Source organism: Bacillus sp. FSL W8-0848 (genome assembly GCF_038007805.1).
GTDB classification, from domain to species: domain Bacteria; phylum Bacillota; class Bacilli; order Bacillales; family Bacillaceae; genus Bacillus; species Bacillus glycinifermentans.
This window is the reverse complement of record NZ_JBBOYB010000001.1, coordinates 3,438,443-3,461,575: the sequence shown is the minus strand read 5'-3', so window position 1 is coordinate 3,461,575 and position 23,133 is coordinate 3,438,443. Positions and strand designations below refer to the sequence as shown.

The following is a 23,133-nucleotide window of genomic DNA, read 5'->3' as shown; positions in this document are numbered from 1 at the left end:
TAGGTGTGTCAAAACGATGAAAAAACAACTGAACTTTCAGGAAAAGCTGCTGAAATTGACAAAGCAGGAGAAAAAGAAAACGAATAAACACGTTCTTATCGCATTGCCTGTAATATTTTGTCTCATGTTTGTCTTCACCTGGATTGGAAGCGCCAAAACTCCTCCACAAGTCGCGAAGCAAACGGACGCTAAACTGACGGCAACCTTTGTCGGCGATATCATGATGGGCAGAAATGTAGAAAAAGTGACGAATCTGCACGGTTCGGAAAGTGTCTTTAAACATGTGAAGCCATACTTTGATGTGTCAGATTATATAACAGGGAACTTTGAAAACCCGGCAACCAATAAAAAAGACTACCAGCCCGCAGAAAAGAACATTCACCTTCAAACCAATCTGGAGTCTGTGGAAACCTTGAAAAAAATGAATTTCAATGTGCTGAATTTCGCCAACAACCATGCGATGGATTACGGGCAAAACGGTTTGGATGATACGCTTAATAAGTTCACAGAAGAGAATCTGGACATCGTGGGCGCAGGCAAAAACCTCGATGATGCGAAGCAGCATGTATCTTATCAGAATGTGAACGGTGAAACCATTGCCACGCTCGGATTTACAGACACCTACACGAAAAATTTCACAGCGAAAAAGGACAGAGGCGGAGTATTGCCGTTAAGCCCGAAAATTTTCATTCCGATGATTGCGGAAGCGTCCAAAAAAGCCGATCTCGTCATCGTGCATGTTCACTGGGGTCAGGAGTATGACAACGAACCGAACGACAGGCAGAAAGATTTGGCAAAAGCGATCGCCGATGCGGGAGCCGACATTATCATCGGCGCTCACCCGCACGTTCTTGAACCGATTGAAGTGTATAAAGGCACAGTTATTTTTTACAGCCTTGGAAACTTCGTCTTTGACCAGGGATGGTCAAGAACTCGCGACAGCGCGCTTGTTCAATACCATTTAATGAACGACGGCAAAGGCCGTTTCGAGGTCACGCCTCTCAATATTCGCGAAGCAACGCCGTCGCCGTTGGGCAAGAGCGATTTCATGAAGCGGGAAGCGATTTTCCGCCAATTGACAAAAGGGACAAACCTGGATTGGAAAGAGGAAAACGGAAAATTAACGTTTGAAGTCGATCATACCGACAAACTGAAAAATAACGAAAACGGAGTGACGAACAAATGAAATTTGTTAAAGCGCTATGGCCGTTTGTAGGACTCGTTCTGATCATTTCCTTCATGTCCGCTTTTAAATACACTGATGAATTGTCAAACGATGAAAAAGCAAAGATTTCAACGGAAATGCAGAAAGTGCGTCAGCAGGACAACACAACAGGCGCTGAGCAATAAGTAATCCCTAAGACTGTTCGAGAGCATCTCGGCAGTCTTTTTTTCTGAACCAGCGACAAATTTCATAATCAATCAGGGAAAAAAGTTTTATAAAAATTCAGGAGGATTTTGGTGTTGGTAACAGCCGGCGTTTATTGTATTCTTTTAAGGGGTAAAAGCCCGGTCAAAGAAGAAACTGCGAATGATACCCGGATTTGTTGAAAACGGCCGATCGGGATGAAACAAACACCTCATGTCTATCACCTGCTGCATCATATCCCTCAGATGTTTTGAAATGCAAGATCATTCGTTGCCTGCCATTTCTTCTCACGCTTCAAACGATATATTGAATCAGCCCAGCCCTTAAATATCCCAGTAAAACCGACGATGATAGAGAAAAAGAGGAGGAAAAGATCAATTGGAGAAAATAACTGCGTACAAACGGATGCTCTTATTTATCGGGATGGCAGCGTTTTTAATGCTTCCATTTTGGCATGGCGGCAAAGTCGCCAAGGCTCAGGAGAAAGGCGAATATATTGCAGAAACGGCAAAAAAACTCGAAGGAACAAAATACGCTTATGGCGGCGCTTCGCCTAAGGAAGGTTTTGATCCGTCAGGCTTTGTGCAGTACGTGTTTCAAAAAGCGCTTGATGTCTCGCTTCCGAGAACGGTAAAGGAGCAGGCGAAGCTAGGGACAAAGGTGGATCGGAAAGACCTTGAGAAAGGCGACCTTGTCTTTTTCAAAAACGCTGCCCTTGAAGCAGACGGTCCGACGCATGTCGCCATTTATTTAGGACAAGATCAAATCATTCACAGCACGAAAACAGGCGGAATCTCCATTACAAAACTTGAAGGCAGCACCTATTGGAGTTCGGCCTATCAACAGGCGAGAAGAATTACGAAAGAGCCGAAAATATCCAATGATCCCGTCGTTCAAAAAGCCCTCGATTACATTGGAGTTCCTTATGTGTTTGGAAGTGCGTTCCCTGATATCGGATTTGATTGTTCCGGCCTGACCCAATATGTGTTTAGAGAGACGCTCGGCGTATATTTGCCGAGATCGGCTGAACAGCAATGGGCAGTCGGCAAAAAAGTGAAATTGGAGGATATACAGCCGGGAGATGTCATCTTCTTCAGCAACACGTACAAGCCAGGCATATCACACAACGGTATTTATGTCGGCGGCGGCAGGTTCATCCATGCGAGCCGCTCGGATAAAGTGACGATCTCTTACTTGTCTGCTTCATACTGGCAAAAGAAATTTACGGGTATTCGCCGATTTGACAATCTGTCGCTCCCGAAAAATCCGATCGTATCTGAAGCGATCAAGTATATTGGCGAAGTCCCTTACAAAAAAGGCGGTACAACGCCTAAGCACGGTTTTGATACAGCCGGGTTTATCCAGTATGTTTATAAAACGGCAGCAGGCATCGACCTTCCGCGCTATGCCGATAAGCAGTACAAAGCAGGCGCAAGCATTAAAAAAAGAGAGCTTCAGGCAGGAGATATCGTGTTCTTCAAAGGAACGACGACCCTTATTCCTTCGATTTACATCGGAAACGGCCAAGTCGCCTTGGTCACCCTGTCTTCTGGCGTGACGACCGCCGATATGGAGACGAGCTCGTATTGGAAGGATAAATACGTTGGAAGCATCAGAATTCAATAAAACCGCTTGAAGCATCAAGCGGTGTGACAAACCCTCGCATTCGCTGCCAGACCTTACAAGCCGGTGCTCACCGAAACGTCGAGGAAACGGCTTCCGTCACCACGAAGTGCAAGGACGCCCTATCCGAATACCGTCGTCATTACGTCTTGTGAAAGTCCGATGCTCGGTCTTCCTAGACTGCAGAGGTTTAGGGCCGTACGGAAAAGATGACAACATCCTAAAACTTTAAACCTTTTTAGGATGTTGTCATCAATCTGTTTTTTAATGATATTCGTTTTCCAGCAGCTTATTGATAAAATAAGCGACGCCATTTTCGTCATTGCTTTTCGTAATAAACGTGCTCATATGTTTTAACTCATCGATCGCATTTCCCATCGCGATTCGGTGGCCGGCCTCTTCAAACATTGATAAATCGTTCGGACTGTCGCCGATTGCATAAATATCCTGTTTCTCAATACCGTAGTGTTTCGCAAATTCTCTGAGGGCCCGGCCTTTGCCTGATTCGGCGGGGAGAATTTCGATAATATGCTTTCCTGATGAAGTGAGTCCGAGCTTCGGATTTGCCGACAAATCAGCTTTTGCTTTTTTGAGTTTCTCCGTATCAAACGAAAAGCAAAGCAGCTTATAAATGTTTTCATCGCTTTCAAATACTTTGCGAATATCGGGAACCGGCTTGATCCCGAATTGTTTGAACTGTGTCAGCGCTCCCTGCCACAGCGTGTCCCTGTCTTCATCCGGATTGGCGCTTGCGACAATATCAAGCTCGGCTTCGAGTTTTTGTTTGCCGTCAAACGGCGATAAAAGGGCATCATCCGTATATACTTCAAAATAAATATCCTGTTCTGTCAAATATTTGGCGGTTTTCTGCCCGGCTTCCCGATCCATCAAGGTCCGGCTGAGCAGTTTATAGTTAAAATCGTGAACCGTTCCCCCGTTTGCTGCGATAATCGGAATGTCCAAACCGTTGAGCAGCGCTTTCACGTCAAACGTTGCCCTTCCTGTGCAGATCGCTACGATGCAGTCTGAGACAAGCGCCTTTTTGATAGCGGCACGGTTTTCAGCGGAAATTTTGCTTTCGGCGTTTAAAAGGGTTCCGTCTAAATCGATTGCAATTAACCTCATTATGTAAATATGACCTCCTGTAAGAGCGAATTTCTGTTTTTCAGAGGCAAAAAAACAACTTTCTAAAAATCTGTTATGTAAAAAGGCTAAACCTAAATTTCATTTTTTTCAATAGTAAATCGTGAGGATATAAAGCAGAAAAAGGATGATGCCAGATCATCCTTTTTCGTATTATGAGCCTAATTGCTGCTTTAATTCCTGTTTGATTTCGGCGAGGGTTGTTTGATCAAGCTTGAAATAATAGATATCCCCCGGCTGATAATCGCTTCCTTTCAACTGAAGGGAATCAACTGATTGGAGCGATGAAATAAACGGAATCAATCCGATCGCGTCATTTAGTGACAAGTTCATCGAAACATTTTTTCCAAGTGTGTCAAGGATATCGTCATATGCAGGAATGGAAGTAATCGATTTGGATTTGCTGATGATCGCCTTTATCACTTCCATCTGCCGCTGCCCGCGCATTAAGTCGGTATCCGCTTTTCTCGTTCTGACATAAGCCAGGGCTTCTTCGCCGTTCAAAGTCTGAGAACCGGTTGTGAGATTGACTTTGCCTTTTGTATCTTTTGTAATTTGTTTGACGATATATTCATTTTTAATCGTAACCGGAACGCCGCCCAGCTCATCGATAATTTCTTCGAAGGCGGTAAAATTGATATCCACTACATAATCCACTGGTACATCAAGCAAATTCTCAACGGTTTCCACACTGAGATCCCGGCCGCCAAGCGAGTGGGCGTGCGTAATTTTATCCAATCCGTGCCCGGGGATATTCACATAGGAATCCCGTGGAATGCTCAGCAGTTTTACCGACTTGTCTTTTCGGTTGAAAGTAGCGAGAATCATGGCATCGCTTCGCTCTTTATTCATATCCTGGCCAGGTCGTGCGTCATTTCCCATCAGGAGGACTGTAAAATTATCTTTGGCCGGATTGAATTCTTTAATCCGTTTAACGGATTGGCTTCCCCTAGCGAGGTCGATATGCGCCTCTTTTGATGCGCTGGCGACTTTATAGTAGGCGTAACCGCCTGCAGCTACTGTAGCCGTCACAATTAAAGCGATCAAGAACAATGAGTATTTGACCCATTTTCTCAGTTTTCTTTTCTTCGTTCGTTGCGATCGTGACATTTTGTAATCTCCTCTTCTATTTATTGAAACGTACCATTATTGTTGAATAAGTTCAAATTTTTATAAAAATACTTGTTTCCCAGTATTAGATTTTACCATATATCAAGTTTCCGGGCGCGGGGATTCGGCGTTTTGCTTCTATTTATTTTTGACACCTATAATAGGACGTCAAAAACATAAAAATGTTTCATTTAATTAGATTCCTTTTAATGGAATTTACTTTTGATGTTTGAAGAATTAGAGATAAGGTAAAAGATTCATAAAGACATCAGCACTCTTGTTGAAAAGAGGAGGAGTTCATTCATGAGTAAAAATAGGCCGAATAGATGGCTCTATTTTTTCGGAGCATTGGGAGGGGTTCTTTACGGTTATGACACTGGCGTCATTTCCGGAGCGATCCTGTTTATGAAAAAGGAACTTGGACTGAACGCATTTTCAGAAGGGCTTGTCGTCAGCTCGATTTTAATCGGAGCGATGTTCGGTTCCGGTTTTTCAGGAAAGCTGACAGACCGCTTCGGAAGAAGGAAGGCGATCATGTCTGCGGCCGTCCTGTTTTGCATCGGCGGACTGGGTACGGCGCTAGCGCCAACGATGGAATATATGGTGGCCTTTAGAATCGTGCTCGGACTTGCTGTCGGCTGTTCGACAACGATCGTTCCCCTGTATCTTTCAGAGCTGGCGCCGAAGGAGTCAAGAGGCGCTCTTTCTTCGCTGAATCAGTTGATGATTACGATCGGGATTCTCATTTCTTATTTGATTAATTATGCGTTTAGCGATGCTGGGGCATGGCGCTGGATGCTCGGTTTGGGGCTTGTACCGTCAATCGCTCTTCTGATCGGCATCTTTTTCATGCCTGAGAGCCCGCGCTGGCTGCTCGCAAAGGGGAAAGAGGAAAAAGCGAGAGCGGTTCTGAACAAGATGAGAGGCGAAAAGAGGGTCGAGCAGGAGGTAACTGAGATCAAGAATGCGGAAGAGCAGGATAAAGGGGGGGTGAAAGAACTTTTTGAGCCATGGGTTCGCCCGGCTTTGATTGCAGGTCTCGGCCTCGCATTTCTTCAGCAATTCATCGGGACGGTTAACGTACTGATGACGCTTGTGGCGATCCGCATGATCGACCGGATCGGCAGAAAGCCGCTTTTGCTGTTCGGAAATGCGGGGATGGTCATCAGCCTGATCGTGCTGTCAGCAGCCAACATCTATTTTGGCGATACCACCGGAGCGGCATGGACGACGGTTATTTGCTTGGGCGTCTTCATCGTGGTGTTTGCTGTCAGCTGGGGGCCCATTGTCTGGGTGATGCTCCCCGAACTGTTCCCGCTTCACGTCAGGGGAATCGGAACGGGGGTATCGACGTTCATGCTCCACGCCGGAAACCTCATCGTGACGCTAAGCTTCCCGCCGCTCCTTGAAGTAATGGGCATCAGCTATTTGTTCCTTTGCTATGCTGCAATCGGGATTGCTGCATTCCTGTTCGTCTTTTTCAAAGTAACGGAGACAAAGGGAAAGAGCCTTGAAGAAATAGAACAGGATTTAAAGGAAAAGCACGGCAGCAGCTTGAAAGCCGAAAGCCGGGCAGCGGAGCAGTAAAAAGGATGGATGCCGCCATCCTTTTTACTGCGGTTTGTCGTTTTTTTCTTCAGGGGCGTCCTCTTCCTGCGAATCGTCAAATCGGGGCAAATGCCCTGATTTGATCCCCCGGAAAACCAAAAAGAAAACGATGAACACAAACATTCCGCCGACCAATATTTCTGGCAGCATGGCTGCACCTCCCGCAAAACGTCCGTTTATTTTATGTATGAATGGATGCTCCCGATCATTCGTTTTTTAATCAAACGTTTGTTTAAGTGAATAAGATCGGCGTTTTATCCAAAACTATAGGTACTTCAATATAATGGGAGTGTTCGACGAGTGAAAGCAGTAACTTTTCAGGGGCCTCAGCATATTGAGGTCAGCCGGGTGGAGGACGCCAAAATTGAGAAAAAGGACGATATCGTCGTCAGGATTACATCTACTGCGATTTGCGGGTCTGATCTGCACCTTTATCAGGGGAATTTTCCGCTTCCGAGAGGGTTTCAGCTCGGGCACGAGCCGATGGGCATCGTAGAAGAAACGGGACCTGACGTGACCAAAGTAAAAAAAGGCGACAGGGTCGTCATACCGTTTACGGTTGCCTGCGGGCATTGCTACTATTGTGAAAATAAACTCGAAAGCCAATGCGACAATTCCAACCCGCATTATGATTCGGGCGGATATTTAGGATATTCGGAGAAATTCGGCAACCATCCCGGCGGACAGGCCGAATATTTGAAGGTGCCGTTTGGCAATTTTACGCCGTTTGTCATTCCCGAATCGTGCGAGCTTGAGGATGAGTCCCTCCTGTTTTTATCCGATGTCCTGCCGACCGCCTATTGGAGCGTGCTTCACGCAGGCGTTAAAAAAGGGGATACCGTCATCGTCCTCGGCTGCGGACCGGTCGGCCTGATGGCGCAGAAATTCGCCTGGATGGAGGGCGCGAAGCGGGTTATCGCCGTCGACTACCTGGACTACCGTTTAAAACAGGCCAAAGCTTTGAACAATGTAGAGGTGTTTGATTTTACGGAATATCCCGATATGGGAGAGCACCTGAAGGAAATCACAAAAGGCGGCGCAGACGTCGTCATTGACTGTGTCGGCATGGACGGAAAAAAATCGCCGCTTGAGTATATAGAGCAAAAATTAAAGCTTCAGGGCGGAACGCTCGGACCGATTCAGATTTCCACGAAGGCGGTCAGAAAATGCGGCACGGTGCAAATCACCGGAGTGTATGGAAGCAACTATAACATGTTCCCGCTCGGCGCCTTTTTCGCCAGAAATGTGACGCTGAAAATGGGGCAGGCGCCAGTAATCCATTTAATGCCGGACATTTTTCGGAATCGAAGCCGGGGAATTTGACCCGAAAGAAATCATTACGCACAGGCTTCCGCTTGAGGAAGCGAGCCGCGCCTATCATTTGTTCAACGATCATGAGGATGACTGCATCAAAGTGGTGTTAAAACCATAAGCTGACGCACTGAAGGCTGCCGGCGTTCGCCGGGCAGCCTTCAACTTTTATCTCGCAAGCCATCCGCCGTCGACGGCTAAAACATGCCCGTTTACATAATCGGAGGCAGGCGATGAGAGGAACACCGCCGCGCCTGCGATATCAGCGGGCCGTCCCCAGCGCTCCGCCGGGATCCGTTTTAAAATTTCGGCATTCCGGTTTTCGTCTTCGCGGATTTGCTTTGTATTATTTGTCACAATATAACCGGGAGCAATCGCATTCACCTGAACGTTATGCGCGGCCCATTCGTTTGCGAATGACTTCGTTAATCCAGCGACAGCATGCTTGCTCGCCGTATAAGCGGGAACGAGAATGCCTCCCTGAAACGAAAGGAGGGAAGCGATATTGATGATTTTCCCCTGCTTCCGCCCGATCATTTGCCTGCCGACCGCCTGTGTGAGCGTAAACAGGCTGTTCAAATTGACATTGATGACCGTCTCCCAGTTTTCGCGGGAAAACTCGGCCGCTTTTTCTCTGCGGATCGTCCCAGCGTTGTTGACGAGAATATCGATTTGATGACGGGCGGACACTTCTTTTGCGAAGGCTTCGACTTCATCGACATTCCCCATGTCAAGCTGATAGGAAACAAACGATCTGCCGGCTTCTTCAACGAGCCGCTTTGTTTCATCGAGGCTGCTCGTGTGGGCTGTGCCGATAATATCAGCGCCTGCTTTGGCAAGCGCCTCGGCGATGCCTTGGCCGATTCCTGTGCCCGGGCCCGTGACAAGAGCGGTTTTCCCTTCAAGAGAAAAATATGATTCAAGATAACCCATCTGATTCACGTCCTTTACCGAATGACATTCATCGGGACAGCATCCATGTCCTTAAATGTATAATTTTCACCGGCCATCGCCCAAATAAAGCAGTAGTTCGATGTTCCGGACCCAGAATGAATCGACCAGGCGGGAGAAATAACAGCCTGCTCATTGCCGACGACGAGGTGGCGCGTTTCCGTCGGTTCGCCCATGAAATGAAACACTCTCTCATCTTCGTCGAGGTCAAGGTAAAGATATACTTCCATCCGGCGGTCATGAACATGGGCCGGCATTGTATTCCACGTATTGTTTTGTTCGAGGAACGTAATGCCCATCATGAGCTGGCAGCTTTTGATCCCGTCTGCATGGATCACTTTATAAAGGTTGCGGACATTCGAAGACGCTTCATCCCCAAGGTGATCATACGGAAGTTCGGAAAGCGCGGCTTTTTGCACCGGGTAATGCTGATGCGCCGTTGCCGAAACGAAATAAAATTTGGCAGCGCCTTCATTCAAGCTTGAGAAGTAAACGTCTTTGTTCCCGAGTCCGATATACAGAAAATCTTTATGCCCCAAAACGTGCTTTTCACCGTTAACCTTTACGGCGCCCGCCTGTCCGACGTTCACGATCCCGATCTCGCGCCGTTCGAGGAAATAATCCGTTTTCAAAAAGTCGCCTGCATCGAGTTTAAGCGGCTCCTTGACCGGAACGGCCCCGCCGATTACCACCCTGTCTTCATGCGAATAAAACATATTCACTTGATTTTCCACAAACAATGACTCTATTAAAAAATGCTCGCGAAGTTCTGCGGTCGTGAAGCGTTTTGCCTGTTCAGGATGAACAGAATAACGATTTTCCATACGTTCTCCTCCTTGGATTGGACGTTTTCGGTTTGACTTGAATGAAGCAGAAAAGTTTTTGGTAACGGTTTCAAACACAAATTGTAAAGTAAATAATGGAAATCGTCAACAAAGTTTTCGCTTTTTTCTAAAAATGATCACGATAAATCTTGAAATCTAAAAAAAGATATTCCAAATTTTTGAGAATATGGTATGCTGATTGTATGAAGTTTTTGAAATCGGTTTCAAATTTAGGCGCATAGGAGTACTTGAATGAAGGATAAACAAACATCAAAAGCAACGATCAACGAAGTAGCAGCACATGCGGGCGTATCGAAATCAACGGTTTCCCGGTACATCAACGGCAAAATCGATGCGATATCGCCGGAAAAAGTCAAAAGCATCAAAAAAGCGATCGAGGAGCTGAATTACCGACCAAGCCAGATGGCGCAAGGCCTGAAGGTGAAAAAGAGCAAGCTTATCGGTTTTTTGGTAGCCGATATTACAAACCCGTTTTCCGTTGCAACCTTGAGGGGAGTGGAAGAGGTCTGCGACCAGCACGGGTACAGCATCATGGTCTGCAACACGGATAACAGCCCTGAGAAGGAAAGGGAAATGCTGCACAAGCTGAACGCCCATTACATTGAAGGACTGATTATCAACACAACCGGCCAAAACAACGATGTCCTTATGGATCTGATCAGCCAGGATGTTTCCATCGTGCTAGTCGACCGGAAAGTACCCGGGCTTAAGCTTGATGCGGTTACGACCAATAACCGAGAAGTCACCAGTCAAATCGTCAATCTCATGTATGACAAAGGCTACAGCCGTGTCGGCCTGTTTACAGAACCGATTACGGGAATCAGTCCGAGGGTAGAAAGGGCTTCCGCCTACACCGAAATTGCCCTTGAGAGAAATGCAGGGCGCACCCCTCAAATATATGAAGTTGATGTAAAAGACAAAGAGGTTCTATTGAAGTCTGTCAAAAGTTTTTTGGCGTCAGGCTGTGATCAAGGCAAAAAAGCGATTCTCGGAAACAACGGCCTTCTAATGCTGAAAATCATCAGCTGTCTTTATGAAATCGGTGCAGCGATACCCGAAGATGTCGGCATTGCCGGATTTGACGACACCGAATGGTACAGATTAATCGGACCCGGGATCACGACCATTGCCCAGCCGTCGCACGAAATGGGAAAGGTCGCAATGGAGAGGATCGTCAAACGCCTTGAAGGAGACGAAAGCGCTCCGCAAACGATCCAGCTCGAGGCGGAATTGGTTCTGAGGCATTCGCTGTAGCCAAAAGCACTCATGCCTCCTGGGATTCAGGGGAGAGTGTTTTTTTGCCCGGGTTTGAAACCGGTACCATTTGAAGGAGGAGGGGAAAGATGACAATTGATATTATCACGTTCGGCGAATCGATGACGATGTTTTATGCAAATGAAGCGGGGGAACTCCATGAAGCTTCATCATTTTCAAAGGCGCTCGCTGGAGCCGAGACAAATGTCGCCGTCGGACTCGCCCGTTTAGGCTTCCGGGTGGGCTGGATGAGCAAGGTCGGCGATGATTCGCTCGGAACCTTCATTTTAAACGAACTGACAAAAGAGCGGGTCGACATTTCGGAAGTCAAACGCACGGCGGGAAGGCAGACGGGGATACTGCTCAAGTCTAAAGTTGTAAGCGGTGATCCTGATGTGACGTATTACCGAAAAGGATCTGCCGCAAGCACGATGAGCGTGTTCGACTATCCCGGGGACTATTTTAAACAGGCGAAGCATATGCACATCACAGGCATACCCCCGGCATTGTCAAAAGATATGAGGGAATTCACATGCCATGCCGTCAAACACATGAAGCAAGAGGGGAAAACCATTTCATTTGATCCGAATCTCCGCTTCCAGCTTTGGCCTGATCAGGAGACGATGATTCATACGATCAATGAGATCGCCGCCATGGCCGATTGGTTCCTTCCGGGGATCAGCGAGGGGAAGCTTCTTACCGGTCTAAGCACCCCTGAAGAAATCGCGGAATTCTATTTGAATCAGGGAGTCGGGCTTACAGTCGTCAAGCTCGGAAAAGAAGGGGCCTATTACCGGACGGAGGAAAAAAGCGGCTATGTACCGGGATTTGAAGTTGATCGAGTGGTAGACACCGTTGGTGCGGGAGACGGCTTTGCTGTCGGCATCATCAGCGGTCTTTTGGACCGGCTCCCAATCGAGGAAGCGGTACAGAGAGCGAATGCCATTGGAGCGCTTGCGGTCATGGCCCCGGGGGATATGGATGGCCTCCCGTCAAGAAAACGGTTGAACGAGTTTTTGGCGGCTATGGAAAATCAAAAAATAGGAGGTTGACTTTGATGGAAATGTCCATGATCGAAAAAACGCAGGAACAGCTTGCAAATGCCGGTCTGATTGCGGTGATTCGCGCCAAGGATGCTGAGGCTGCCGAAGCTGCCATACGTCGCCTCATTGACAAAGGCATCACTGCGATTGAAGTCACATACACGACTCCGGGAGCGTCCAATTTGATCGAAAAGTTCGCCAAAATCGACGGTCTTCTTGTGGGAGCGGGCACGGTCATCAACGCGGATCAGGCGCGGGAAGCTGCAGATGCAGGGGCAAAGTTTATCGTCAGCCCCGGGTTTTCAGGAGAGCTGGCCGATGATATTGCCTCATTGCATACGTTCTTTATCCCTGGAGTTATCACGCCGAGCGAAATTATGGAAGCGGTGTCAAAGGGGTTTCGCATTTTAAAGCTGTTTCCCGGCGGCACATCCGGCGTCTCCTATATGAAAAATCTCGCCGGTCCATTCCCGGATATTCGTTTTATTCCGACCGGCGGCATTCATCCCGGAGATGTCGAAAAATGGCTTGACGCCGGAGCGCTGGCCGTAGGGGTCGGAAGTCAGCTTGATAAAGCGTCAGAAGAAGACCTTCAGCGCATTTTTAAAAGGACCAAACAAAAATAACGATATGCCGCAGCGTCATCATGATTCAAGATCAATAGCTTTGTTTTGTCATTAACTGAGATGGGAGAAAAAATGATGAAAATTAAAGCAACGATTGAACGCGTGCCGGGGGGCATGATGATTATTCCGCTGTTTTTGGGGGCGGCGCTGAATACGTTTGCTCCGGGCACGGCAGATTTTTTCGGAGGATTTACAGGTGCCTTGATTACAGGAACGCTGCCGATTCTAGGAGTATTTATTTTTTGCGTGGGGGCAACCATCGATTTTCGTTCTTCCGGCTATATCGCCAGAAAAGGGTTGACCCTCTTGATTGGCAAGGTGGGCTTTGCCGCTTTGCTTGGACTGATCGCCGCACAGTTCATTCCTGACGAAGGGATTCAATCGGGATTTTTCGCGGGCTTGTCCGTACTTGCAATTGTAGCGGTCATGAATGAAACGAACGGCGGGCTGTATTTGGCGCTGATGAACCATTTAGGCCGCAAGGAAGACGCCGGGGCCTTTGCCTTTATCAGCACGGAGTCGGGACCGTTTATGACGATGGTCACGTTCGGGGTCACGGGTCTCGCGGCATTTCCGTGGGAGACGCTCGCCGCCACCGTCATTCCGTTTTTGATCGGCTGCATACTCGGGAATCTTGACCATGAGCTGCGAGATTTATTCAGCAAAGTCGTTCCGGCAATCATTCCGTTTTTTGCATTTTCGCTGGGGAATACGCTCGACTTTAGAATGCTCATCAAATCCGGTATCTTAGGCATTGTTGTCGGCGTGTCAGTCGTTATCCTGTCCGGAGCCTCCCTTTATTTGCTTGACCGTTTCATCGCCAGGGGAGACGGCGTGGCCGGAGTGGCGGCATCATCAACGGCAGGTGCGGCAGTCGCCGTTCCATATGCCTTAGCAGATGCAAACCCGGTCTTCGCCCCGGTGGCTGAGTCGGCTACGGCGATCATCGCGACAAGCGTCATCGTCACCTCCCTTCTGACGCCGCTTGCAACGATTTGGATCGAAAAACGGGTTAAACAAAGAAAACCTCCAAAACAGATCACCATTGACTATAAATAAATCGTCCGGCTGAAAGCGCGCGGAACATTCCGTTCTGCAGCGCTTTTTTTCCGGACTTTTCGGGGAACGTCACGAAATTGCCAAAATTAAAGAATGAAATTTGTGCTAACATCAATATGTAGTATTTTTACTTTAAAAGAAACACAATATATGCTGTTTGATAGGAGAGGGAACGATGACACCTGGCGATAAAGAGCAAGGGTTAGTGCAATTAACGGAAACGTTTCATGACATTGTAGGCTATGGAGACCACGATATTATGCAGGAAAACGCAAATGTCGACGGCCGCTCGCCGATGGGGCAGATGAGCCGGTTTGCGTCAGAGAGCGCAAGGCACTATGCGCTTCATTATTTGATGTCGCCGGAAATTAAAGAAGCAGTCGATGACAATTTTCTGTATCCGCACGATTTGGATTTTATGGCCAGCGGAACGACGACCTGCTGCCAGATCCCTTTGGGGCAGCTGCTGAACGGCGGATTTCATACGGGCCACGGCTCGCTCAGGGAACCGAAAGACATCATGAGCGCGCTGTCTTTGGCTTCGATTATTTTTCAATCCAACCAAAATATGCAGCATGGCGGCCAGTCGTTTCCGATGTTTGACTATGACTTGGCGCCTTACGTCCGCAAAACGTTTGAAAAGCACGTAAACAGGCTCAAAGGGTATCCGGCAGCATTAACCGAAGAGGAGATCACGGCAATCGCCTGGCAGGAAACGGACAATGCCACATACCAGGCCTGTGAAGCGTTCATACATAATGCCAACAGCATGCATTCGAGAGGGGGCGGACAAGTTCCTTTCGTTTCGATTAATTACGGAACTGACACATCAAAGGAAGGCCGCATGCTGATCAAGAACATTCTTAAGGCGACAAAAGCCGGACTCGGCAAGGGTGAGACGCCTATTTTTCCGATTCAAATTTTCAAGATGAAAGAAGGAATCAATGTTCACGAGACAGATCAAAACTACGATTTGTACCGGCTGGCTTTGGAAACGAGCGCCGAACGGCTGTTTCCAAACTTCAGCTTTATCGATTCTCCAGTGAACGAACCGTTTTATGACGGAACGCCTGAAAGCGAAATTGCCTATATGGGATGCAGAACCCGCGTCATGTCCAACATCAATGGGAAAGAAAACAGCATCGGACGGGGAAATCTGTCTTTTACCTCAATCAACATTGTGAAAATTGCCCTGCTGAGTGAAAGCGTCGAGCAGTTTTTCGAACGCTTGAGCCGCTATCTCGATTTAACCATTAAGCAATTGCTGGAGAGGTACGCTTTTCAATGCAAAAAACGAGCACACGATTTTAAATTTCTGTATTCACAAGGCATCTGGCATGAAAGCGAAAGGCTGGAGCCTGATGACACGCTTGAAGACGTCCTCAAGCACGGGACGCTCAGCATCGGATTTATCGGACTGGCTGAGGCTTTGACCGCCTTGACGGGCAAACATCACGGAGAGAGCGATGAAGCGTTCGAATTAGGCAAAAGAATTGTCCAATTTATGAGAGACAAGGCTGATGAAGCAACGGAGAAGCACAAGCTTAACTTTTCGCTGATCGCGACCCCTGCCGAAGGGCTGTCAGGAAAATTCGTCAAAAAAGACAGAATCCAATTCGGATCCATCAAAAATGTAACAGACCGGGTGTACTACACCAACTCGTTTCATATTCCCGTTCACTACAAACTGACGGCGATCGAAAAGATCAGAAAAGAAGCGCCTTTCCACATGATGTGCAACGGCGGGCACATCAGCTATATCGAACTCGACGGAGATCCGAAGAAAAACGTTCAGGCGATGGATACGATCGTAGGTGCGATGCGCCGGGAAGGCATGGGCTACGCTTCCATCAACCATCCGGTCGACCACTGCAAAGCGTGCGGGTTCACCGGCATCATTGACAATGAATGCCCGCAATGCAAAAACAGCGATGAATCTTTAATTGAGAGAATCAGACGGATTACCGGCTATTTGGTCGGAGATATGTCAAAATGGAATTCGGCTAAAAGACAAGAAGAAAAGGACAGAGTGAAGCACCAATGAAAGTGATGAACATTATCCATGACAGCATCGTAGACGGAGAAGGTTTAAGAACCGTTGTATTTTTGGCGGGGTGCCCGCACATGTGTGAAGGCTGCCATAATAAACAAAGCTGGAATATCAACAACGGATTTGACATGACCATTGACGAAGTATTTGAGGAAATTATGACCAACCCTTTGACAAACGTGACCTATTCCGGCGGAGAACCGCTCTTGCACACAGCCGAGCTGATCGAATTATCCAAGAAAATTAAACGGAACTCTGAAAAAGATATTTGGCTGTACAGCGGCTACACGTACGAACAGATTTTAAACAATGACAAACACAGCGCCCTTTTGGAATATTGCGATGTGCTGGTGGACGGGCCGTTCGAGATCAAAAAGAGAGATTTGACATTGCTCTACAGAGGCAGTTCAAATCAAAGAATCATCAAACTGTCATGAAGCAGAAAATCCCGGGCTTTTGGAATAAGTCCGGGATTGACTTCTTTTATAATAGCGTCATAATGAATATGAAAAGGGGTAAGACAAAAAAGAAAGCGTTTTATTTTTAGCGATTAGAGACGACAAAGGGAGGAGAAGGCTGCATGACGCAATCACCGATATTTTTACAGCCTGAATTCACAGAAAGGATATGGGGAGGGACATGTTTAAGGGAGCATTTCGGCTATGACATCCCTTCTGATCTAACAGGTGAATGCTGGGCCGTATCCGCCCGACCGGGCAGAGCGAATGTAGCGGCCTCCGGGCCTTATCAAGGAAAAACGCTCGCCCAGCTTTGGGACGAGCACCGCGAACTGTTCGGCGGAACGGAAGGCGACCGTTTTCCGCTGCTGACAAAAATTCTTGATGCCAGTAAAAACATGCCGGTGCAGGTTCATCCCGATGATCATGATGCAGCAGAACATGACGATGAACCGGGAAAGGCGAAATGCTGGTATATCATCGAATGCAAAGAGAATGCCGAGATAGTATACGGTCACACCGCGAGAACCCGGACGGAGCTTGTCACGATGTTTCACAGCGGCGATTGGGAAACCTGCCTGAAACGGATCAAAATCAAACCGGGCGATTTTTATTACGTGCCGAGCGGAACGATCCATGCCCTTTGCGAAGGCACGCTTGCGCTTGAAATCGGGCAAAACTCCGAAGCGGCGTACCGCGTCTATGATGATGACCGGACAGACCGAAACGGAGAAAAGAGCGAACTCCATCTTGCACAGGCGATCGATGTCACAACCGTGCCGCACGTTGACGGGTATACCGACGAGTCGACGGAAACCCAAAAAGGAATCACGATTAAAACGTTTGTGGAAGCGGAGTATTTTTCAGTGTACAAATGGGAGATTGACGGATGCGCCGAACTGACGCAGGATCATCCTTTCCTGCTGTGCAGCGTCATTAAAGGAGATGCTGAACTGATTCAGGACGGCGAAGCGTACCGTATAAAGAAAGGAACAAACTTTATCCTGCCGGCTGAGACGAACGATTTTACCGTAGACGGATCGTGCGAATTGATCGTTTCACACATTTAGAAAAAGCTTAGGCTGCCTAAAAAGGAGCCTAAGCTTTTTTTATTGTGAAAAAATCGTTTCGGGATGACGATAAAAAAAGAAAGCGAGTTTCATATATTAAGAGTCTCGGGTAGGGGGAAAGGATACGTGAACAAAAACATCAAGAAAGCCGCTTTTTTCGCTGCCGGTCTGCTGATCGTCCAGGCGGGATTTACAGTAAATCCTGCATGTGCAGCATATACGGATACTTCCGTATACAAAATTGAAACACCTAAAGAGTTCAGCAGTAAAACCGAGGCCGTAAAAGCAGCCGAAAAACTAACAAAAGATACGGGGTGGAAAGCCGGTACAAAAGAATCAGGAAAAAACGGCACGACATATGAACTGGCAACGGGCGGCATCGAAGGAGAAGCCAAAACGAAAGACCTGCTTCTTCAATTCGGGAAAGCAACAGGCCTGAAAGGGGCATACGCACCTGTTGGAAAGCAGGAACCTTTTGTACAAGCCGTATCCAAGGAATTTTCCGGAGAAACAAAAGCGAAGGAGCTCGCTCTCCAATTTGAAAAAGAAACCGGTCTGAACGCATCCTATGCATCATCCGGGAAACAAACGCCTTACGTCAAGATCGTGTCTGATCCGGTCAAAGGCGAAAGCCAAACAAAGTCCCTGTTGCCGCGTTTTGAAAAAGAGACAGGACTAAAGGGGACATACGTCCCGTACGGAACGGGACAAAACGTGGTAAAGCTGACTTCCGGTGAAATAAGCGGGGAAAGCAAAGCGAAAACACTGCTGTCGCAATTTGGAAAACAGACCGCTCTGAAAGGATCGCTTGAGACTGTTAAAAAACAGGAAGTTCAATATAAAGTCGTAACAGGCGCCATACAGGGCGAAGCAAACGCCAAAAACCTGCTGAAGCAGTTTGAACAACAGGTGAAAATCAAAGGTTCCTACGAAGCAGCCGGCAGGCCTGAGCAGCTGTACAATGCAGTTTCAGGATATTTCAACGGTGAAAAAAGCGCTAAAAATGCTGCCGCACAGATTAAAAACGGCACAGGCGTTTCCTCAAGCATTGAACGGGTGAAAAAAACGAGCTACTGGGTCGTCACTATGAAAAACGTGAACGGCCAGCAGCTCAACAAAATAAAAGCTTTTTTCAAAAAGAAAACGTGGCGCTACACATCCTCAAAAGCGGGAACAAAGCAAGCGGCTTTCCGGATCGTCTCATCCCAGGTTGCAGCACAAAGCAAAGCAGCCGCAGGCGTCAATTTCTTTAAGGGAAAAAAGGTGCAGGCCTCTGTTCAAAAGAGCGGCACGAAAACGACGAGCCGCTACCGGATCGTCTCATCCGAAACAGCCTCGCAAAGCCAAATGAAAAAAGGGCTTGATTTCTTTAGCAAAAACGGCGCTCCGGGAACAGCAGTTCAGACGGGAAAGAAAATCTACAGCCAATACAGACTGACATCTGAAGCCGTATTCGAACAAGAAAAAATAGCAAAAGCGCTCCGCTTTTTCCAAACGAACGGCATTAAAGCAGTTTCGGAAAAAACAGGACAGGTCTACAGCCAATACAAGCTGATGTCAGAAGCGGTCATCGGCCAGGACAAGCTGAACCAGGCCCTCAAGTTTTACAGCAAGAAAAACATTGCGGGCACCATCCGGCAAACAGGGAAATACGGCTACAGACAGTACAAGATCACTGCAAGCCGGATCACGAGCAAATCAAGCCTTGACAAAGGCATGAATTTTTTCAAAAAGAACGCTGTCAGCGCCTCTTACAGCACGAAAACGACAAGCCTGTACAATGTAGTCATTAACGAACAATTCACGGGCAAAGACCGGGCAGAAGCTGCCGCCGGCGTACTCAAAAAGAATTACGGCTGGACGGCAAATATCGTAAAAATCAAAGACGGTCCGCAAATGATGACGACCGATTACGGAATCACGCTGAGCCAGATGATTGATAAACAGATGAAAGTCAGCCCGCAAACGGATGCCGCGGCATATGTTTCATTAACATACATCAATACCGCAAACCAAACCGTAACTGCGGATGTTCTCAATGTCAGATCAACCCCCCGCGTCACAAGCGGAAATATCATCGGCCAGCTTGAAAAAGGCGATAAGGTCAACATCATCTCACAAGAAAACGGCTGGGGGAAAATCCGGATGAACTGGAGAAACGCCAGCAGGGAAGAAGTCGAGAAATACGTCAATCCGGACAATTTCACACAAGACAGCTCGGCATACTTCCAATTTTTAAAGCTGTCGAAAACAGCCGGTTTGAACGCTGCAGAAGTCAATGCCAAAATCCTTTATAATAAAGGGATTTTAGCCGGAAAGGGCCAGGCATTCATCGATGCCGCGAGAGCATACAGCATCAACGAACTGTATCTCATCTCGCACTCCCTCCTTGAAACAGGGAACGGCACCTCACAATTGGCAAAAGGAACGACATTCAACGGCAAGAAGGTCTACAATATGTACGGCGTCGGGGCGTATGACAGCAACCCGCTCTACTACGGCTCAAAATACGCCTATGAACAAGGCTGGTTCACCCCGGAAGCCGCCATTATCGGCGGAGCCAAATTCATCGGCCAAACGTACATCCACAATCCGGCCTACAAGCAGGATACGCTCTATAAAATGAGATGGTCTCCGAACGCCCTGCATCAATATGCGACAGACGTCGGCTGGGCTTCCAAGCAGGTCAGCAGGATGTACAGTCTTTATACATTGCTTGATGATTATACGCTGTATTATGATGTGCCGGTTTATCGATAGGCTGGCACAAAAAAGACCGGTCCTGCTCCATTAGGAACAGGCCGGTCTTTTTTTTCCTTCAAGCATATGTTGTTCGATAAACTCGAGCAGCTTCCTGCTGGCATCGCCTTTTGAATACTCATTCCACTCATTTGAAAACCGTTTAACCTCTTCATGCGCATGGTGAAGGTTCTTTAATTCCTCAAGAAGCATGCCGCGGGTGATGCAGGCTTTCCCAGGGATCACCGCTTCATAGTCATCAATCAGTCCCCGCTTTTCATCATACTCCTTTAAATCATACGTATAAAAAAGCATCGGTTTATCCAGCAGGGCGTATTCGAAAGGGATCGAGGAATAATCCGATATCAGCACGTCGCTTGCATGCAGAAGATCCTTTAACGGAAGGTCTGAAACGTCCTTGATCATGCCTTCATATTCCTCAAGCCCTACATGTTCGCGGACAGCCGGGTGCAGCTTGACCCAAAGCAAAAATTCTCCCTTTAATTCTTCAGAGAGGTGCTCTTTTGAGAAAGGGAGTTTTACGCTTGTCATATTATAGTCTCTGTATGTCGGCGCATAAAGGATGACCTTTTGGCCCGAAGTTTCCAAAGGGCGTGTCTCAATTTTAAAATACTGATCAGTCAGGGGAACGCCTGTCCGCAATATCTGCTCATCCTTTACACCGAATGAGCGCCTGAAAATGTCTGCCATCTTCTCCGATCCGACAGCGATATAGTCAAATGAGGCGTATACTTTTTTAAACCTCTTCATATCTGCGGGCGTTCTGCGGCGGTTTCCGATATCCTCAAGGCCGAACTTCTTCAGCGCGCCGTTTGCATGCCAAATCTGGATGCACTTCGTCTGCGGCCGTTTGCAAAGCACGCTCGTCAGCAAAAAATAATTATCCGTAATCACGCATTTGCTTTTGAACATGCTGTAAACGGCCCGCATCAAATGAAAAGGATTTTTTTCATTTATGACGCATGATGAAACAGACGGGTATTCATTAGCAAGAGAAACCGCATGCCGGGTATACAGCACTTCCAATTCAAACGGACAGCCTGAGTCCTCATATTCATTTAGGAGCGCTCTTGCGTTATCCTGGAAGGAAACGAGAAGAACGGCTCTGTTTCGGGGCTTCACCCTTGCCAGCATAAAGCTGATCACCGAAAGGAAGCCGGAATAAAACATGACGAGCAAAGATCGTATATTCATGATTCAGCCTAATCTCTTTCTATGCATCGATTTGTTTTGACCGCTCTTTTACCTGTTCAGGATAGTAGCTCTGTTTTTGAACCTTTTCTTCTTTCAGAACAGTAAAAGCATATTTCGGGATATTGAGCATCCGTTTCCATCTTGAAGGGTTTGTCAAAAGCCGGTACAGCCATTCAAGGTTCAAGCGAATCAGGAAGTTCGGCGCGCGTTTTACCGTGCCGCTGAAAACGTCGAAACTTCCGCCAAGCCCGATTGCAATGGCCTGCGGAAACAGATGCTTATATTCATAAATAAACCTTTCCTGATGCGGATAGCCGAGAGCTACGAACACCATGTCAGGCTTGGCCTTCGCGATGCGTTTGGCCACCGCTTCTTTGTCCTTGGCATAGCCGTCTGAATAACCGACAATGCTGATGCCCGGGTATTCAGAAGAGATGCGGTCCACGACCGCTTGATTGACTTCTTTCTTCGCACCGTATAAAAAGATTCTTTTCTGTTTTTCGTTGGCGATCTTCAGCAGGTTGACAAACACATCATATCCCGCAATTCGTGATTTTAACCGGTTATTCGTCAGCTTTGACATCATCACGACGCCGATGCCGTCGGGCAGTATAAAATCCGCTGCTGACAAAACGTCGCAGTAGCTGCTGTCTTTCGCAGCTGCATATCCGATTTCTGGGTTGACGGTGGCGATATAAGCACCGACCCGCTGATTAATGTATGACTTCTCAAGATGATGCAAAAAGCCGGATAAATCGGCGTTTACATATGACAGGTTATAAATTCGCTCTGTTTGCAACATCGTCTCCTCCTTCCGATATAAAAGTCCAATTTATATTTAAACGAAATGAAAATGTCTAAGAAAAAAACAGCCCAAAAATTCCATCGGTCTAACGTATATTTTAACATAGATGATTCATAAAAGCTTAACAATATCTTTACAGCAGATTAAGATTTTTTACGCTGTCTTCAGACATCAGACGAAACGGGATGAATCTTAAAACAAAATTTGGAATTCCATTTGCTATTTACAATGCTTAACGTTTAATATGCAATGTGCTATAATAAATGATCAGTGAAGACATGCGGAAAAATTGTCTTTTTTTAGTGAAGAGTATACGTGTTTTTCGGATAGAGAAATTTCGGAAAGTTAATCATAGTTGCTTTTGAACGTTATAGATTAGGAAGGAGAGTACATTTAACATGAAGAAAGTCATCACATACGGAACGTTCGATTTATTGCATTGGGGACATATCAAATTATTGGAACGCGCCAAACAGTTGGGCGATTATCTTGTCGTAGCGATTTCTACGGACGAGTTCAACCTTCAAAAACAGAAAAAAGCTTATCATAGCTATGAGCACCGCAAGCTCATCCTGGAAACCATCCGCTACGTCGATGAAGTCATCCCGGAAAAAAGCTGGGATCAGAAAGTCCAGGATGTCATCGACCATGATATTGACGTTTTTGTCATGGGGGATGACTGGGAAGGAAAATTTGATTTCTTAAAAGAACACTGTGAGGTCGTCTATCTGCCGAGAACAGAAGGAATTTCGACGACAAAGATCAAAGAGGAAATCGCCGGCCTGTAATGGAAAGAGAAATAGAGTTCTTTCAAGAAGTACTTTTCCTGAAAAAGGAAAAGTACTTCTTGTAAT

20 protein-coding genes and 1 pseudogene are annotated in these 23,133 nt (G+C 47.1%); 14 read left to right on the top strand and 7 right to left on the bottom strand.

What is annotated here, in order from left to right; genetic code table 11:
* Positions 1 to 16: 16 nt before the first annotated feature.
* From NSQ39_RS18305 to NSQ39_RS18295, 3 genes are all read left to right on the top strand, one after another.
* Entirely contained in the window at positions 17 to 1,186 is a 1,170-nt protein-coding gene (locus NSQ39_RS18305) for a CapA family protein (RefSeq protein WP_175075808.1), read from the top strand.
* Entirely contained in the window at positions 1,183 to 1,350 is a 168-nt protein-coding gene (locus NSQ39_RS18300; protein ID WP_099047078.1) for a hypothetical protein, read from the top strand. Before NSQ39_RS18305 ends, NSQ39_RS18300 begins: the two co-directional genes overlap by 4 nt.
* Before the next feature lie 424 nt (positions 1,351 to 1,774).
* Positions 1,775 to 2,995 (top strand): C40 family peptidase, encoded by a 1,221-nt coding sequence (locus tag NSQ39_RS18295; RefSeq protein ID WP_175075834.1) that lies wholly within the window; start codon positions 1,775 to 1,777, stop codon positions 2,993 to 2,995.
* A 261-nt stretch (positions 2,996 to 3,256) separates the two neighbouring features.
* Here NSQ39_RS18295 and NSQ39_RS18290 read toward each other — a convergent pair whose 3' ends face one another.
* Both NSQ39_RS18290 and NSQ39_RS18285 read right to left on the bottom strand, forming a co-directional pair.
* Positions 3,257 to 4,117 carry a Cof-type HAD-IIB family hydrolase gene (locus NSQ39_RS18290; RefSeq protein WP_046130120.1) on the bottom strand — a complete coding sequence of 287 codons (861 nt, stop codon included), beginning with the start codon at positions 4,115 to 4,117 and terminating at the stop codon, positions 3,257 to 3,259.
* A gap of 171 nt (positions 4,118 to 4,288) precedes the next feature.
* Positions 4,289 to 5,245, bottom strand: a complete 957-nt coding sequence (locus NSQ39_RS18285) for an LCP family protein (protein ID WP_175075807.1) — start codon at positions 5,243 to 5,245, stop codon at positions 4,289 to 4,291.
* A 303-nt stretch (positions 5,246 to 5,548) separates the two neighbouring features.
* Between NSQ39_RS18285 and NSQ39_RS18280 the strand changes: the two genes are divergently transcribed.
* Positions 5,549 to 6,832: a sugar porter family MFS transporter gene (locus NSQ39_RS18280; protein ID WP_175075806.1), complete on the top strand. Its 1,284-nt coding sequence runs from the start codon at positions 5,549 to 5,551 to the stop codon at positions 6,830 to 6,832.
* A gap of 24 nt (positions 6,833 to 6,856) precedes the next feature.
* On the opposite strand, the gene NSQ39_RS18275 is transcribed toward NSQ39_RS18280, so the two are convergent.
* On the bottom strand, positions 6,857 to 7,003 hold the full coding sequence (locus tag NSQ39_RS18275; protein WP_175075746.1) for a hypothetical protein: 147 nt from the start codon (positions 7,001 to 7,003) through the stop codon (positions 6,857 to 6,859).
* Between the two features lie 150 nt (positions 7,004 to 7,153).
* Between NSQ39_RS18275 and NSQ39_RS18270 the strand changes: the two are divergent.
* Positions 7,154 to 8,285 (top strand): annotated as a pseudogene (locus tag NSQ39_RS18270) (zinc-dependent alcohol dehydrogenase).
* A 47-nt stretch (positions 8,286 to 8,332) separates the two neighbouring features.
* On the opposite strand, the gene kduD reads toward NSQ39_RS18270, so the two are convergent.
* Complete coding sequence (gene kduD, locus NSQ39_RS18265) at positions 8,333 to 9,097, bottom strand: 2-dehydro-3-deoxy-D-gluconate 5-dehydrogenase KduD (protein ID WP_175075805.1); 765 nt, start codon at positions 9,095 to 9,097, stop codon at positions 8,333 to 8,335.
* Positions 9,098 to 9,111: 14 nt separating this feature from the next.
* Positions 9,112 to 9,939: a 5-dehydro-4-deoxy-D-glucuronate isomerase gene (gene kduI / locus NSQ39_RS18260; protein ID WP_046130116.1), complete on the bottom strand. Its 828-nt coding sequence runs from the start codon at positions 9,937 to 9,939 to the stop codon at positions 9,112 to 9,114.
* A gap of 252 nt (positions 9,940 to 10,191) precedes the next feature.
* Here kduI and NSQ39_RS18255 point away from each other — a divergent pair, with 252 nt between their 5' ends.
* The 8 genes from NSQ39_RS18255 (at position 10,192) to NSQ39_RS18220 (ending at position 20,280) form a co-directional block, all read left to right on the top strand.
* Positions 10,192 to 11,214 (top strand): LacI family DNA-binding transcriptional regulator, encoded by a 1,023-nt coding sequence (locus NSQ39_RS18255; protein WP_046130115.1) that lies wholly within the window; start codon positions 10,192 to 10,194, stop codon positions 11,212 to 11,214.
* Between the two features lie 89 nt (positions 11,215 to 11,303).
* Positions 11,304 to 12,266 (top strand): sugar kinase, encoded by a 963-nt coding sequence (locus NSQ39_RS18250; protein WP_175075804.1) that lies wholly within the window; start codon positions 11,304 to 11,306, stop codon positions 12,264 to 12,266.
* 5 nt (positions 12,267 to 12,271) lie between these two features.
* The gene (locus tag NSQ39_RS18245) at positions 12,272 to 12,883 is read left to right on the top strand and encodes a bifunctional 4-hydroxy-2-oxoglutarate aldolase/2-dehydro-3-deoxy-phosphogluconate aldolase (RefSeq protein ID WP_175075803.1); all 612 of its coding nucleotides are present in this window, start codon (positions 12,272 to 12,274) and stop codon (positions 12,881 to 12,883) included.
* Between the two features lie 75 nt (positions 12,884 to 12,958).
* Positions 12,959 to 13,942, top strand: coding sequence for a 2-keto-3-deoxygluconate transporter (gene kdgT / locus NSQ39_RS18240; protein WP_046130112.1), 984 nt, complete (start codon positions 12,959 to 12,961; stop codon positions 13,940 to 13,942).
* Positions 13,943 to 14,117: 175 nt separating this feature from the next.
* On the top strand, positions 14,118 to 15,986 hold the full coding sequence (locus tag NSQ39_RS18235) for an anaerobic ribonucleoside triphosphate reductase (protein WP_175075802.1): 1,869 nt from the start codon (positions 14,118 to 14,120) through the stop codon (positions 15,984 to 15,986).
* Positions 15,983 to 16,429, top strand: a complete 447-nt coding sequence (gene nrdG / locus NSQ39_RS18230; protein WP_046130110.1) for an anaerobic ribonucleoside-triphosphate reductase activating protein — start codon at positions 15,983 to 15,985, stop codon at positions 16,427 to 16,429. The genes NSQ39_RS18235 and nrdG overlap by 4 nt, the downstream gene beginning before the upstream one ends.
* Positions 16,430 to 16,572: 143 nt before the next feature.
* Positions 16,573 to 17,520 (top strand): mannose-6-phosphate isomerase, class I, encoded by a 948-nt coding sequence (gene manA / locus NSQ39_RS18225; protein ID WP_175075801.1) that lies wholly within the window; start codon positions 16,573 to 16,575, stop codon positions 17,518 to 17,520.
* Positions 17,521 to 17,646: 126 nt separating this feature from the next.
* Positions 17,647 to 20,280, top strand: a complete 2,634-nt coding sequence (locus tag NSQ39_RS18220; protein ID WP_309245925.1) for an N-acetylglucosaminidase — start codon at positions 17,647 to 17,649, stop codon at positions 20,278 to 20,280.
* A 30-nt stretch (positions 20,281 to 20,310) separates the two neighbouring features.
* On the opposite strand, the gene NSQ39_RS18215 is transcribed toward NSQ39_RS18220, so the two are convergent.
* Complete coding sequence (locus NSQ39_RS18215) at positions 20,311 to 21,474, bottom strand: CDP-glycerol--glycerophosphate glycerophosphotransferase (protein WP_046130108.1); 1,164 nt, start codon at positions 21,472 to 21,474, stop codon at positions 20,311 to 20,313.
* Between the two features lie 19 nt (positions 21,475 to 21,493).
* Positions 21,494 to 22,273 (bottom strand): WecB/TagA/CpsF family glycosyltransferase, encoded by a 780-nt coding sequence (locus tag NSQ39_RS18210; protein WP_046130172.1) that lies wholly within the window; start codon positions 22,271 to 22,273, stop codon positions 21,494 to 21,496.
* Between the two features lie 404 nt (positions 22,274 to 22,677).
* Between NSQ39_RS18210 and tagD the strand changes: the two genes are divergently transcribed.
* On the top strand, positions 22,678 to 23,067 hold the full coding sequence (tagD, locus tag NSQ39_RS18205; RefSeq protein WP_023857183.1) for a glycerol-3-phosphate cytidylyltransferase: 390 nt from the start codon (positions 22,678 to 22,680) through the stop codon (positions 23,065 to 23,067).
* Positions 23,068 to 23,133 lie beyond the last annotated feature (66 nt).

Excerpts from the sequence above, each read along its gene's own strand:
- kduD (WP_175075805.1), bottom strand. The coding sequence starts at position 9,097 with ATGGGTTATCTTGAATCATATTTTTCTCTTGAAGGGAAAACCGCTCTT.
- manA (WP_175075801.1), top strand. The coding sequence starts at position 16,573 with ATGACGCAATCACCGATATTTTTACAGCCTGAATTCACAGAAAGGATA.
- NSQ39_RS18250 (WP_175075804.1), top strand. The coding sequence starts at position 11,304 with ATGACAATTGATATTATCACGTTCGGCGAATCGATGACGATGTTTTAT.
- nrdG (WP_046130110.1), top strand. The coding sequence starts at position 15,983 with ATGAAAGTGATGAACATTATCCATGACAGCATCGTAGACGGAGAAGGT.
- NSQ39_RS18215 (WP_046130108.1), bottom strand. The coding sequence starts at position 21,474 with ATGAATATACGATCTTTGCTCGTCATGTTTTATTCCGGCTTCCTTTCG.
- NSQ39_RS18285 (WP_175075807.1), bottom strand. The coding sequence starts at position 5,245 with ATGTCACGATCGCAACGAACGAAGAAAAGAAAACTGAGAAAATGGGTC.
- NSQ39_RS18300 (WP_099047078.1), top strand. The coding sequence starts at position 1,183 with ATGAAATTTGTTAAAGCGCTATGGCCGTTTGTAGGACTCGTTCTGATC.
- NSQ39_RS18280 (WP_175075806.1), top strand. The coding sequence starts at position 5,549 with ATGAGTAAAAATAGGCCGAATAGATGGCTCTATTTTTTCGGAGCATTG.
- NSQ39_RS18295 (WP_175075834.1), top strand. The coding sequence starts at position 1,775 with ATGCTCTTATTTATCGGGATGGCAGCGTTTTTAATGCTTCCATTTTGG.
- NSQ39_RS18245 (WP_175075803.1), top strand. The coding sequence starts at position 12,272 with ATGGAAATGTCCATGATCGAAAAAACGCAGGAACAGCTTGCAAATGCC.
- NSQ39_RS18255 (WP_046130115.1), top strand. The coding sequence starts at position 10,192 with ATGAAGGATAAACAAACATCAAAAGCAACGATCAACGAAGTAGCAGCA.
- NSQ39_RS18290 (WP_046130120.1), bottom strand. The coding sequence starts at position 4,117 with ATGAGGTTAATTGCAATCGATTTAGACGGAACCCTTTTAAACGCCGAA.
- kduI (WP_046130116.1), bottom strand. The coding sequence starts at position 9,939 with ATGGAAAATCGTTATTCTGTTCATCCTGAACAGGCAAAACGCTTCACG.
- tagD (WP_023857183.1), top strand. The coding sequence starts at position 22,678 with ATGAAGAAAGTCATCACATACGGAACGTTCGATTTATTGCATTGGGGA.
- kdgT (WP_046130112.1), top strand. The coding sequence starts at position 12,959 with ATGAAAATTAAAGCAACGATTGAACGCGTGCCGGGGGGCATGATGATT.
- NSQ39_RS18275 (WP_175075746.1), bottom strand. The coding sequence starts at position 7,003 with ATGCTGCCAGAAATATTGGTCGGCGGAATGTTTGTGTTCATCGTTTTC.
- NSQ39_RS18235 (WP_175075802.1), top strand. The coding sequence starts at position 14,118 with ATGACACCTGGCGATAAAGAGCAAGGGTTAGTGCAATTAACGGAAACG.
- NSQ39_RS18305 (WP_175075808.1), top strand. The coding sequence starts at position 17 with ATGAAAAAACAACTGAACTTTCAGGAAAAGCTGCTGAAATTGACAAAG.